General features: G+C 69.2%; 13 protein-coding genes and 1 tRNA gene. 11 read left to right on the top strand and 3 right to left on the bottom strand.

Annotated features, from left to right (window positions below):
• The first annotated feature begins 9 nt into the window (after nt 1-9).
• From ABIE21_RS15940 to ABIE21_RS15925, 4 genes are all read left to right on the top strand, one after another.
• A complete protein-coding gene (locus ABIE21_RS15940) occupies nt 10-1167 on the top strand; it encodes a DNA polymerase III subunit delta' (RefSeq protein ID WP_354025832.1) in 1158 nt (385 codons plus the stop codon).
• Nucleotides 1167-2687, top strand: a complete 1521-nt coding sequence (locus ABIE21_RS15935) for an alpha/beta hydrolase (RefSeq protein WP_354025831.1) — start codon at nt 1167-1169, stop codon at nt 2685-2687. The genes ABIE21_RS15940 and ABIE21_RS15935 overlap by 1 nt, the downstream gene beginning before the upstream one ends.
• A gap of 42 nt (nt 2688-2729) precedes the next feature.
• Entirely contained in the window at nt 2730-3377 is a 648-nt protein-coding gene (locus tag ABIE21_RS15930) for a TetR/AcrR family transcriptional regulator (RefSeq protein ID WP_354025830.1), read from the top strand.
• A gap of 43 nt (nt 3378-3420) precedes the next feature.
• Nucleotides 3421-3496 (top strand) — tRNA-Thr (locus tag ABIE21_RS15925).
• On the opposite strand, the gene ABIE21_RS15920 is transcribed toward ABIE21_RS15925, so the two are convergent.
• Nucleotides 3470-4099, bottom strand: coding sequence for a class I SAM-dependent methyltransferase (locus ABIE21_RS15920; RefSeq protein WP_354025829.1), 630 nt, complete (start codon nt 4097-4099; stop codon nt 3470-3472). The two genes, ABIE21_RS15925 and ABIE21_RS15920, sit on opposite strands and share 27 nt — an antisense overlap.
• A 24-nt stretch (nt 4100-4123) precedes the next feature.
• Nucleotides 4124-4492 (bottom strand): VOC family protein, encoded by a 369-nt coding sequence (locus tag ABIE21_RS15915; protein WP_354025828.1) that lies wholly within the window; start codon nt 4490-4492, stop codon nt 4124-4126.
• A 60-nt stretch (nt 4493-4552) separates the two neighbouring features.
• On the opposite strand from ABIE21_RS15915, the gene ABIE21_RS15910 reads away from it, so the two are divergent.
• Nucleotides 4553-5005 carry a MarR family winged helix-turn-helix transcriptional regulator gene (locus tag ABIE21_RS15910; protein WP_354025827.1) on the top strand — a complete coding sequence of 151 codons (453 nt, stop codon included), beginning with the start codon at nt 4553-4555 and terminating at the stop codon, nt 5003-5005.
• On the opposite strand, the gene ABIE21_RS15905 is transcribed toward ABIE21_RS15910, so the two are convergent.
• Nucleotides 4936-5235 (bottom strand): hypothetical protein, encoded by a 300-nt coding sequence (locus tag ABIE21_RS15905; RefSeq protein ID WP_354025826.1) that lies wholly within the window; start codon nt 5233-5235, stop codon nt 4936-4938. The genes ABIE21_RS15910 and ABIE21_RS15905 overlap by 70 nt on opposite strands.
• Nucleotides 5236-5467: 232 nt before the next feature.
• Here ABIE21_RS15905 and ABIE21_RS15900 point away from each other — a divergent pair, with 232 nt between their 5' ends.
• From ABIE21_RS15900 to ABIE21_RS15875, 6 genes are all read left to right on the top strand, one after another.
• Complete coding sequence (locus ABIE21_RS15900; RefSeq protein WP_354025825.1) at nt 5468-7480, top strand: bifunctional diguanylate cyclase/phosphodiesterase; 2013 nt, start codon at nt 5468-5470, stop codon at nt 7478-7480.
• A 112-nt stretch (nt 7481-7592) separates the two neighbouring features.
• Nucleotides 7593-8546, top strand: a complete 954-nt coding sequence (locus ABIE21_RS15895) for a manganese catalase family protein (protein WP_354025824.1) — start codon at nt 7593-7595, stop codon at nt 8544-8546.
• Nucleotides 8547-8650: 104 nt separating this feature from the next.
• The gene (kynA, locus tag ABIE21_RS15890; RefSeq protein ID WP_354025823.1) at nt 8651-9505 is read left to right on the top strand and encodes a tryptophan 2,3-dioxygenase; all 855 of its coding nucleotides are present in this window, start codon (nt 8651-8653) and stop codon (nt 9503-9505) included.
• Complete coding sequence (locus ABIE21_RS15885) at nt 9502-10533, top strand: amidohydrolase family protein (protein ID WP_354025822.1); 1032 nt, start codon at nt 9502-9504, stop codon at nt 10531-10533. Before kynA ends, ABIE21_RS15885 begins: the two co-directional genes overlap by 4 nt.
• Nucleotides 10530-11750 carry a kynureninase gene (gene kynU, locus ABIE21_RS15880; RefSeq protein ID WP_354025821.1) on the top strand — a complete coding sequence of 407 codons (1221 nt, stop codon included), beginning with the start codon at nt 10530-10532 and terminating at the stop codon, nt 11748-11750. The genes ABIE21_RS15885 and kynU overlap by 4 nt, the downstream gene beginning before the upstream one ends.
• Nucleotides 11747-12595, top strand: coding sequence for a PaaX family transcriptional regulator (locus ABIE21_RS15875; RefSeq protein ID WP_354025820.1), 849 nt, complete (start codon nt 11747-11749; stop codon nt 12593-12595). The genes kynU and ABIE21_RS15875 overlap by 4 nt, the downstream gene beginning before the upstream one ends.
• Nucleotides 12596-12632: the final 37 nt, after the last annotated feature.

Below are 12632 nucleotides of genomic sequence, written 5' to 3'. Positions count from 1 at the left end.
GCTGACCGCATGTCTGTGTGGGACGACCTGACCGGCCAGCCGGAGGCCATCGCGATCTTCAGTGCCGCCGCCGAGGCATCCGCCGCCGGAGGCAGCGACGACTCGTCGATGACGCACTCGTGGCTCATCACCGGCCCGCCCGGATCCGGCCGCAGCAACCTCGCCTACGCGTTCGCGGCCGCGCTGCTCAGCACCGGAGACCCAGAGGCAGACGAGTCGGTGCGCCGCCAGGTCGACGCCCGCTCGCACCCCGACCTCGGGTCGCTCAGCACCGACCGGGTCATCATCACCGTCGACGAGGTGCGCAAGCTCGTCGCCACCAGCAACTACTCGCCCTCCGTCGGCCGCTTCCGTGTGATGGTCATCGAAGACGCCGACCGCATGGCCGAGCGCACCTCCAACGTGCTGCTGAAGGCGCTCGAGGAGCCGCCGCCGCGCACGGTGTGGATCCTCTGCGCGCCCAGCGAGGCCGACCTGCTGCCCACCATCCGGTCGCGGGTGCGCTCGGTGCGTCTGCGTGTGCCGAGCGTCGAGAACGTCGCCGACCTGATCGCCCGTCGCGACGGCGTCGACCTGCCCACCGCCACCCGCGCGGCCCGCGAGGCGCAGAGCCACATCGGCATGGCCCACCGTCTTGCGACGAACGAGGAGGCACGCGCCAGACGCGCCGAGACCCTGGAGATCGCCCTCGGCGTCCACTCCGTCTCCGGCGCCATGCTCGCCGCGACCCGCCTGCTCTCCCTCGCCGGCGCCGACGCGAGCGCCCTCACGGCCGAACGCGACGCCGAGGAGCGCGAGGGCGCACTGCGTTCGCTCGGCATCGAGCCGGGCGGCACGATCCCGCCCGCCCTACGCGCCCAGCTCAAGAACCTCGAAGAAGACCAGAAGCGGCGCGAGAAGCGCAGTCTGCGCGACGGCATCGACCGCATCATGGTCGACCTGCTGTCGCTCTACCGCGACATCCTCCTTCTGCAGCTCGGCGTCGAGACCGAACCGATCAACCTCAGCATCTACAACAAGCTCGTGACCGCGAGCGAGCAATCGACAGCACAGGAGACCCTCGCAACCATGGATGCGATCGCCACCGCCCGCCGCAGAATCGAGAGCAACGTGACGCCGGCGCTCGCTCTCGAGGCCATGCTCGTCTCCGCTCGCCGAACCGCCTGATGGCCGTGCGCAGAATCGCCGCCGTCGCCTCGGTGCTCGTCGCCGCCCTCGCCCTCTCCGCGTGCGCAGCTCCGCCCGAGCGCACCACGTCGACGCCCGCTCCCAGCGACGTGTCGGCCGACCTCGAGCCGTACTACACGCAGACGCTCACCTGGACGAGCTGCGAAGACGGGATGCAGTGCGCGACGGCCACCGCCCCGCTCGACTGGACCGACCCCGCCCGCGACTCGATCGACCTGGCCCTGGTGCGCCACCCGGCGACGGCGGGCGCCCCGCTCGGCTCCGTGCTCGTCAACCCCGGCGGGCCGGGCGGCTCCGGCTACGACTTCGTCGCCGACAGTGTCGACTTCGCCGTCTCCGAGCGCCTGCAGGAGAAGTTCGACATCGTCGGGTTCGACCCGCGCGGCGTCAACCGCTCGAGCGCCGTCTCCTGCCACGACGACCCCGCCGAGCTCGACGCGTTCATCTACGATATCACCCCCGGCGTGGTCGGCAGCGACGAGTGGATCGCCGCGGCTCAGGCCACGAACACCGCGTACGGCGCGCAGTGCCTCACGCACACCGGCGAGCTGCTCGGCTACGTCGACACGGTCAGCGCCGCACGCGACCTCGACCTGCTGCGCGCGGTGCTCGGCGACGAGAAGCTCAACTACCTCGGCTTCTCCTACGGCACCCTTCTCGGGGCGACTTTCGCCGAGCTCTACCCCGAGAACACCGGCCGGCTCGTGCTCGACGGCGCGCTCGACCCCACGTCGACGAGCTTCGACGTCTCCCTCACCCAGGCCGAGGGTTTCGAGAGCGCGCTGCGCGCCTTCCTCGCCGATTGCGCCACGGTCGACGACTGTCCGTTCGACGGCACCGCCGACGAGTCGATGGCCAAGATCCGCGCGCTGCTCGACCGGCTCGACGTCAGCCCCATCCGGGCCGCCGACGGCCGCCAGCTGGGCAGCAACTCGATGACGAGCGCCATCGTGCTGCCGCTGTACCGCGAAGACGACTGGCCGTACCTGCGTCAGCTGTTCACCGCTGTGATGCAGGGCGACGCCACGGTGGCCTTCGCGCTCGCAGACAGCTACAACGGCCGCAACGCGGACGGCACGTACATCGACAACTCGCTCGAGGCGAGGCTCGCGATCAACTGCCTCGACTACGCGTCGCAGGGCGACGTCGCGGTGATGCGCGCACAGGCCGAGCAGCTGGCGACTCTCGCGCCGGTGCTCGGAAAGCAGCTCTCGTACGGCGACGTCGGATGCCTCGGCTGGCCGGTCGAGGCCGCGACCGAGCGCCCGGTCATCGACGCAGCGGGCTCGGCCGACATCCTCGTCGTCGGCACGACCAACGACCCGGCGACGCCGTACTCCTGGGCGGTGAGCCTCGCCGAGCAGCTCGAGAACGGCCGGCTCGTCACCTACGAGGGCGAGGGGCACACGGCGTACAACAAGTCGAACTTCTGCGTCGACGACACGATCGACGACTATTTCATCGACGGCACGGTGCCGGCGAGCGACCCCATCTGCTGACGTCGGACCCGCAAAATTGCGCGTTGTGAAAGAATAAGGCCCATGATCACGGATGTCCCGGAGCTCGGCCTGCGCGAGCGCAAGCGGCTCGCCACCCGACGCGCCATCCAGTTCGCGGTTCTCGAACTCGTCGCGGAGCGCGGCCTCGAGAACGTGACCGTCGACGAGATCAGCCGCGTCGCCGACATCTCGCCCCGCACGTTCTTCAACTACTTCACGTCGAAGGAAGACGCCCTCATCGGCGACCCGCCCACTCTTCCCGACGACGCGCGCGTCGACGAGTTCGTGGCCGCAGGCCCGCACAGCGACATCCTCTCCGGCCTCGGCGACATGCTGGCGACCTCGGGCGAGAGCGTGCCCGACGACCTCGACCTGCTGAAGCTGCGCCGCAGTCTGATGAAGCAGCATCCGCAGCTCTTCGCCCTTCGCATGGCGACGATGCGCACCTTCGAGGACCAGCTCGACGTCGTCGTGTCCAGGCGCCTGGCCGCCGACGAGCCCGCCCTGCTCGACGACCCCGCCGAGCTGGCGCAACGCTCGCGTCTCATCACCTTCGTCGCGTTCGGCGTGATGCGGCACGCCTGGTCGTGCTGGGCCGACTCGGGCGGCGGCCCGACGGAACTCGGCGCTCGGCTGCGCACGTCGTTCGAACAGCTGAACCGTCTGCTCGTGTCGGAAACGGCGAAATAATCGGCTAGGCTTTCATGCTGTGCCTAGCGAAACCTAGACACCCGCCGCCTTAGCTCAGTTGGTAGAGCATCTCACTCGTAATGAGAAGGTCGTCAGTTCGATTCTGACAGGCGGCTCCACTGCCCCCGATTCACCGCTCTGACGGTCGCCTGGGATCGTTCGCCGACAGTCTTCCGCACGTGTGATTCGAGAACGTCGAATCCCGCCCTGTCCAGTTCGGTGCTGAGCGCGTCGACGGACCACCGGTATGCCGGTGCGACCGCGTGAGCGAACTCCTCGACCGCGTCGCCCTCGAAGAACCCGACGAGCAGCGTGCCTCCCGGTCGGAGCACGCGGCTGAACTCGCGCAAGGGACCCTGGATCGTGCCGGGCTCGTAGTGGATGAGCGAATACCACGACAGGACCCCGCCGACCGAAGCGGTAGCGGCGTCGACGGAGTCGATGCTCCCGACGGCAAACGCCACGGCGGGAAACGTCATTGCGGCGTGATCGATGAACTCGGGTACCTGATCGATGCCTCGGGCGCTCGAGCCCTGTTCGGCCAGGAAGTTCGTCCAATGACCCGGGCCGCAGCCCGCATCGATGAGAACGCCTTCGACGCCGCCCGCCCAGGCGGACACTATCTGCAGATCCGACGGATGAACCGAGCGCATCGAGCCCAGCAGTTCTATGTACTCCGACGCCCGGCCGGAGTACGCGGCGCTACTCGCTTCGTTGGCCATCCGTCGAGTCTAGGCAGACGCGGGTCACGCCCGGTCGTGCAGCGTGACGCGGTACCCGTCGGGATCGGCGAAGGTGAACGTACGGCCGAACGGCCCGTCGACCGGCGCCGAGGTGATCGTCACCCCGTCCGCCACCATGGCGTCGTGCACGGCCTGCGACTCTGGGGCGTGCAGCCACACGCCGATCCCCAGTCCGAGCTGCCCCGCCGCGTCCAGGTCGACGCCGTCCGCGGCGGTGCGCACCGCGAACGCGGCCGGCGCTGTATCGAACACGACCGCGTGCGGCGGGCCGGCCTGGCGAGCGAAGTCCAGGTACTTCTCGTAGAACGCGGCGGATGCGGCCACGTTGCGAACCTGCAGTGAGATGAAGCCGGGGCCGGATGCCTGTGCCATGATGTTGCTCCTCTATCGGATGTCAGTTAGCTGACAATCAATGTATGTCAGAATATTGACATGAGTCAAGTCGCATCGGGCATCGATCTGGAAACGTCCCTCGGATACATCCTGAAGGAGGCGTCCAGCGCATTGCGCACCTCGATGGAGGAGGTGCTGCGCCCGCTCGGGATGAGCATCACCCATTACTCCTGCCTGGAACTTCTGGCGCAGCGACCGGGGCTGTCGAACTCCGAGCTGGCTCGCGGCGCGTTCGTCACGCGGCAGTCGATGAACGTGCTGCTTCAGTCGCTCGAACGCGACGGCCTCGTCATGCGTCCCCAGCAGCCGACGGTCGGAAGAGTGCTGCCGACCGAGCTCACGGCCGATGGGAGGCGTCAGCTGGCGGTCGCCAGTGCCGCGGTGCGGGGAGTCGAAGACCGGATGAAGTCGGGGCTGAGCGATCAGGAGCGGTCGAGCCTGGGGGCCATGCTGGCGTGCTGCGTCTCGTCGCTGCGCGATCCCGAGCGGTAGGCGGGGGTGTCGCCCAGGGCACTGATGCCCGCGATGGCCAGGAACGCGACTCCCTGGAGCAGGGCGACCAGGATGATCGCGACGGTGGATACGACCAGCAGCACGATTCGCAGGGGAGCGGTGAGGACCCTCCGCGTGACGTGGGCGGGGGTGCGCCGGTCTTCGACGGTGGTGTCGGCCACGGACTGCGTGGCGAGGCGTGCGTGGGCAGGAATGGTGCTCGTCGTCATGGGGAGTCTCCTCGTCGGCCGGGTGCGGCGCCGTGTAGAACCATCCTTCGCGAACGACGTCGGCGACGCGTCACCCGGCGGGACCGTTCCGTGTAGTCCCACGGCACTAGGCGTCGTGTTTTTCGGGGTGCGGCGCAAGGAGTAACGCGACATTCGTCGGATGTCGCACACCTGCGGTAACGTGCAGTTCAGGTCCCACTCGGGTGGAGATCTGCCGAGAGGACCCCATTCAGTGACTTCAGCTTCGGGCTGGTCGATAGACGACGAGCAGCGACGTCTCGACGAGTGCGTGCAGGAGCCGATCCGCGCGCCAGGCACGATCCAACCGCACGGTGCGCTGCTCGCGGTGCGGCCGCACACCCTCGAGATCGTCTTCGTCTCGGAGAACTGCGCCGAGATCCTCGGAACCAGCGCCCGCAGTCTTCTCGGCCGACCGCTCGGCGACTTCACCGGACAGACGTGGGCCGCCGACAACCTCGGCGAAATGCCCGTCGGCAATCCGATCCCGTTCGAGCGAGACCTCCGACGCTTCGAGACGATCGTGCACCGCGACGGCCCGCTGCACATCGTCGAGTTCGAGCCGCTCGACTCACGAGCGGGCAGAGCGGAGGCCCCCGACCGGTCGGCGGTCGCCGTCTACGGGGCGATGCACCGTCTCGCCCGCGTGCGCAGCCAGCGCGCCCTCTGGGCCGACGCCGCCAGAGAACTGCGCGACCTCACCGGCTTCGAGCGGGTCACCATCTACTCGTTCCACCCCGACGGCCACGGCGAGATCGTGGCCGAGGAGCTCGTCGACGGCATGGAGCCCTACCTCGGACTGCATTTCCCCGCATCCGACATTCCCGAGCAGGCGCGTCAGCTCTATCTGACGAAGCTGTCCAGGCAGATCGCCGACAACTCCGGCGCGACCTCGGCACTCGTGACGCTGCCGGGCGGCGACGCCCAGTCCCTCGACCTCAGCTCCGCCGAGCTGCGCAGCGTCTCTCCCCACCACCTGGAGTTCATGCGCAACATGGGGCAGGCGTCGACCCTGTCGCTGTCCCTCGTGCGCGACGGCGAGCTGATCGGCATGATCACGCTGGCCCATCGAACGCCGCACCGTGTCACCTACCTGCTGCGCCAGGGGCTCGAGGTGCTCGCCAACCAGATCGCGCTGCAGCTGAACTCGATGGACGAGATCGACCGGCTCCGGGCGAAGGTGGAGGTGCGCCGCATCCGCGCAGCCCTCATCGACCAGCCCGGCGTGCGCGCGTCCACCGACGCCGCCGAGCTCGCGGCGGCGCTCTTCAGCGGCGACCTCACCGTGCTGAACCTCGTGCCCGCCGACGGCGCGGTGCTCAGCCTCGCAGGCACCAGGACGACGGTGGGCACGGTGCCGTCTGACGAGGCGATCATCGACCTCGACGACTGGGCTCTCGGGCGCGGCATCGACAAGAGCTACGCGTCGGAGAGCCTCTCGGTCGACGACCCCGACCTCGCGGCGCGGCTGACGGGCGTGGCCGGCATCCTGCTCGTGCCGCTCCCGGGCAGCGGAGACTTCATCGCCTGGTTCCGAGCCGAGATCACCGACAGCGTCAGCTGGCTGGGCGACCAGGGCAGGGATAACCGGGTCACGCCGCTCTCGCCGCGTACGTCGTTCGCGTCGTGGACGCAGAGCGTCACGGGCAGATGCGCCCCGTGGAACGGCCTCGAGCACGAGGCCGAGGAACTGAGCCGCGACCTCGCCGGGGTGATGGTGCGTCACGCGGAGGCGAGGCTGGCCGCCCTAGCGATGCGCGACGCGCTCACCGGCCTCCCCAACCGGCGGCTGCTGATGAACCGGCTCAACCGCGCGCTCTCCGGTCAGGCCCGCGACGGCGAGACCACGCTGCTTTTCATCGACCTCGACTCCTTCAAGCAGATCAACGACGTCTACGGCCACGAAGCGGGCGACCGGGTGCTTCGGCATACGTCGCAGCGCATCCTCGACCGCACACGGGCCAGCGACACTGTCGCCCGTCTCGGCGGCGACGAGTTCGTCGTGCTGTGCGAGGGCACGAACAGGGCCGAGGCGGCGGCGATGGCGCGTCGGGTGATCGACGCCATCCGGCAGCCGATCATGATCGACGGCACGCCGCTCATCGTCACTGCGTCGGTGGGCATCGCCGACGCCGACCCGGCGACCACCGCCGAAGACCTGCTGCGCGGCGCCGACGTGGCGATGTACCGGGCCAAGAAATCCGGGCGCGACCGCGCCTCGCGCTGACCGCCTTCTACGTCACCTCAGCCGGGGAAGCAAGGCCGCGACGGGTCTCGGTTTCGAGCGCACAGTGGAAGGGGTCGGCACCTCGTCGACACCCCAACTGATGGAGGATCGAATGTACTTCCACGTTCAGAACCTGATTCACGAGATCGAGCAGGACGAACCGGACCCCGCCGCCGCGAACGCGTTGCAAGAGGGGCTGGGCGGACAGTTCGGCGAGATGCGCACGATGATGCAGTACCTCTTCCAGAGCATGAACTTCCGCGGGCCGGCTGCGAAGCCGTACCGCGACCTCATCCAGGGCATCGGAACGGAGGAGATCAGCCACGTCGAGCTCATCGGCACGACCATCTCCCGGCTGCTCGACGGGTCGCCGCGCTACAACGGCAAGCCCACCGACCCGCTCGACACCCCGGGTGCCGGCGGTGCCACCCCGCTGAACATCGCGCTGGACCACGGCAACATCCACCACTATCTGGTCGGAGCGCAGGGCGCCCTTCCGGTGGACGCGGTCGGCAATCCCTGGCTCGGCAGCTACGTCTACAACTCGGGCAACCTGGTGCTCGACCTGCTCTACAACCTCATGCTCGAGTCGACGGGCCGCCTGCAGAAGTGCCGCATCTACGAGATGACGGACAACAAGACCGCGCGGTCCACGATCTCCTACCTGATCGTGCGCGACCAGGCCCACGAGAACGCCTACGCGAAGGCCCTCGAGTCCCTCGGCGTCGACTGGAACAAGCTCCTGCCGATCCCGAAGACCAATGCGGAGAAGTTCCCCGAGGTGAAGAAGCTCGTCGACCTCGGACTGCAGAGCAAGCAATACACCTTCGACCTCACCGGCCTGTCGGAGGCGGGAAAGATCTTCCAGGGCCTGTCGCCGTCGAAGGACGGAACGAATCTGGATGCCTCGGAGCAGGCGCCCGCGGGAGTCCCGATCGTCATCGCCGAGGAGAGGTTCGAGGAGTTCGCCCCCGGCCTCGACCCCGAGCTGCTCACGCTCATCCAGGCCACGGCCGACATGGAGCTCGCCGAGGTCGAGGCCATGTTCGGGCCGGTCGCCAAGTAACGCGCACGTCGAATCCCGACGGCCGGGGCCCCACGGGGCCCCGGCCGTCGCCGTTGCGGCAAACAAAATCGTGACGGGCGTCAAGATTTTGATATGTTGAGTCCATGAGCGCCGACGACAACACCCGCGAGCTTGAATCCGACATCGTCACGGACTTCTCGAAGAGGATGAGCTACGGCTCCTATCTGGCGCTCGACGAGCTCCTGGCATTGCAACGCCCGGTGAGCGAGCCCGAGCACCACGACGAGATGCTGTTCATCATCCAGCACCAGACGAGCGAGCTGTGGATCAAGCTGCTGCTGCACGAGCTGCGCTCCGCGCGCGACCTGCTGCGCGCCGACGACATCGGCACCGCACTCAAGCGCATCGCACGGGTCAAGCACATCCAGGAGACGATGACCCAGCAGTGGTCGGTTCTCGCCACCCTCACCCCGACCGAGTACTCGCAGTTCCGCGACTTCCTCGCCAACTCCTCCGGGTTCCAGTCGCACCAGTACCGCGCGGTCGAGTTCATCCTCGGCAACAAGAACGAGAAGATGCTCTCGGTGTTCGCGAGCGACCCGGCGGCGCAGGCCGACCTGCGCGCCCTGCTCGACGAGCCGACCCTGTACGACGAGTTCCTGCGGTACCTCGCCCGGGCCGGCTACGCCATCCCCACGGCGGTCCTCGAGCGCGACGTCACGAAGGCGTGGACCTTCACGCCCGAGCTGGTGCCCGTGTTCACCGGCATCTACGAGTCGAACGACGACAATTGGCGCGTCTACGAGGCCTGCGAGGAGCTCGTAGACCTCGAAGACAACTTCCAGTTCTGGCGCTTCCGGCACCTGCGCACCGTGCAGCGCACCATCGGCATGAAGACGGGGACCGGGGGATCGTCGGGCGTCGACTTCCTGCAGCGCGCGCTCGGCCTCACCTTCTTCCCCGAGCTGTTCGCCGTCAGGACGGAGATCGGGGCGTGAGCGCCGCCGTGCTCGTGACGGCCGACGAGGCGTGGGTCGACGGATGGACCGGACCCGCGACCTTCGCGCTGACGCCGCACGGCCTCGAGCTGCGGCGGGAGGCATCCGCCAGCGACCGTGCGAAAGCCGCCGCCCACGTTCCCGGCGTGCTGCTGCCCGGATTCACCGACCACCACGTGCACCTCGGCCTCGTCGACCCCGCCCCGCTCGCGGGCAACGGGATTGCACGCGTCGTCGACCTCGGGTTCACCACGGCCGAGGCGGCCGCCGCACGTGAGAACGGTGCCGACGGCCGCGGCGTCGAGGTCGAGTTCGCCGGCGCCATGCTGACCGCGCTCGGCGGCTACCCGATCGACAGGCCGTGGGCGCCGCCCGGGTGGAGCCGTGAGGTCGCGAACGAGGCGGATGCCGCGTCGGCGATAAGCGAGATGCGCACGGCAGGCGCCTCCCGGATCAAGATCGCCCTGAACAGCGTCGCCGGCCCGGTCTGGTCCGACGGTCTGCTCGGTGGCGTCGTGCGGCTCGCCCACGCGGCGGGTCTGAGGGTCGTCGCGCACGCGGAGGGTCAGGGGCAGGTCGCACGCGCCGTGCGTGCGGGAGCAGACGCGCTCGCGCACGCGCCCTTCACCGAACGCCTCGACGACGACGACCTCCGGTCCATGTCCGAGACCTGCGCCTGGATCAGCACCCTCGACATCCACGGCTGGGGAGAGCGCACCGCCGCCTTCGAGATCGCCCTCGACAACGTCGCACGCTTCTCCGCTCTCGGCGGCCGTGTGCTGTACGGCACAGACATGGGCAACGGCCCGCTGCCTGTCGGCATCAACCGGCGCGAGCTCGACGCCCTGTCCGACGCCGGCCTCGCACCGGGTGCCGTGATCTCGGCGCTCACCCACACGCCCCTCGCCCGGGAGACCCGCGTCTCGTGGATCCCCGGCGCCATCCCCACCGATCGGGCCGACCTGGCCCGATGGCTCGGCACGGCCTCCGTCGTCGCCGTCGACCGACTCGAGGAGACCTTCGCATGACCACCGCCATCCCTTCGGCAGCAGAGCTCGACGACCGCGACCCGCTGCGCGCGTACACCGACCGGTTCGTGGCAGGGAGCGAGGTCGCCGCCTACCTCGACGGCAACTCCCTCGGCCGTCCGCTCACCGTGACCGGCGAACGGTTCGCGTCGTTCCTCGCCCACGACTGGGGCAACCGCCTTATCCGGTCGTGGGACGAGCAGTGGATGGACCTGCCGCTGCGGCTCGGCGACCGCATCGGTTTCAGCACGCTCGGCGCCGCCGCGGGCCAGACCGTCGTGGCCGACTCCACCACGGTCATGCTCTACAAGCTGATGCGCGCGGGCATCGACGCGAACCCGGGCCGCACCGAGATCGTGCTCGACGACGACAACTTTCCGACCGACCGCTACATCGCCCAGGGCATCGCCGCCGAACGCGGCCTCACCATCCGCTGGATCTCGCCCGACACCGCCCGCGGCGTCACCGAGGCGCAGGTGCGCGAGGCGACCGGTCCGAACACGGCCCTCGTGGTGCTCAGCCACGTGTCGTACCGTTCCGGCTACCTCGCCGACATGGAGGGCATCACGCGGGCCGTGCACGAGGCAGGCGCCCTCGTGCTGTGGGACCTCTGCCACTCCGCCGGCGTCATCCCCACCCGGCTCGACGCCTGGGGCGTCGACATCGCCGTGGGCTGCACCTACAAGTACCTCAACGGCGGACCCGGCTCCCCGGCGTTCGGCTACGTGGCCGAGCGGCTGCAGGCCCGGCTCACGCAGCCGATCTGGGGATGGATGGGCGCGGGTGACGTCTTCGCGATGGGCGGCGAATTCGCCCCTGCTGTAGGCATGCGCCGCTACATCAGCGGCACGCCGCCCGTCGTCGGCATGCTCGCCATGCAGGACATGCTCGACCTCATCGACGAGGCCGGCATCGACGCGATCCGCCGCAAGTCCTTCGAGCTCACCGACTACGCCTTCGCCCTCGTCGACGAGTACCTCGCACCGCTGGGCGTCGTCACCGCCACGCCCCGCGAGCACCAGTTCAGGGGCAGCCACGTCACGATCAGCCACCCGAGTTTCAAGGCCGTCACCGCGCGGCTGTGGAAGGATGACGTCATCCCCGACTTCCGCAACCCCGACGGCATCCGCCTCGGCTTGTCGCCGCTGAGCACGACGTTCGCCGAGGTCCGCGCGGCCGTCGAGGCGATCGCCGGCGCCCTACCGCACTCGCGGTGAGCGCCATCCCCGTCGTGCTCGACGACATGGACCCCCGGCCGGGGAGCGCCACGTCGCTGTTGCGCACGATCGTCGGACTCTACTTCCGCCGGGTAGACGGCTGGATGTCGACCGCCCGGCTCATCGCGCTGATGCAGGCGCTCGACGTGCCGGAGCCGGCTACCCGCACCGCGCTGGCACGCATGAAGAAGAAGGGCCTCCTCGTCTCCCGCGCCGTCGACGGCGCCACCGGCTACGCGCTGGGAGAGGGTGCTGCCGAGATGCTGCAGAAGGGCGACCGGCGCATCTTCTCCCCGCGCAACATGGGGGCGGATGACCCGTGGTGTCTGATCTCGTTCTCGGTGCCCGAGCATCAGCGACCGCTGCGCCATCAGCTGCGCCGTCGCCTGCACTGGATCGGTGCCGGAATCGTGACCCCGGCCCTGTGGATCTGTCCCGGCTTCCTCTCCGACGAGGTCGAGGACATCGTCGACGAGGTGGGCGCCCGCGGCTACGTCACCCTGTTCACGGCAGGACGGCCGAGAGTCGCGGGCGACCTGCGTACCGCCGTGGCCGGATGGTGGGATCTGGCCGCGCTCGAGGAGCTGCACCGCGGGTTCATCGCGGAGGCGTCGGCCTCGGTGGCGGACGACACGGTGGCCGACGACGCGGTCGCGCCGGGGGTGGCTTTCGCCCGGTACATCCGCGGGGTCGACAGCTGGCGCAGCATCCCGTATCTCGACCCGGGCCTGCCGCTCGACCTCCTCCCGGCCGACTGGCCGGGAGCCCGGAGCGCGGGCATCTTCGCCGCCATCTCCGGCCGGTACGCCGACGCCGGCTGGCAGTTCGTGCGGACGGCCGCGTAGCGCACGCACGCCGCCGCCCACCGTCCCGGACGAGACG

Source organism: Conyzicola nivalis, assembly GCF_040548875.1.
In the GTDB taxonomy this organism is placed as follows: Bacteria; Actinomycetota; Actinomycetes; order Actinomycetales; family Microbacteriaceae; genus Conyzicola; species Conyzicola nivalis_A.
This window is presented reverse-complemented; position numbering and strand designations above follow the sequence as displayed.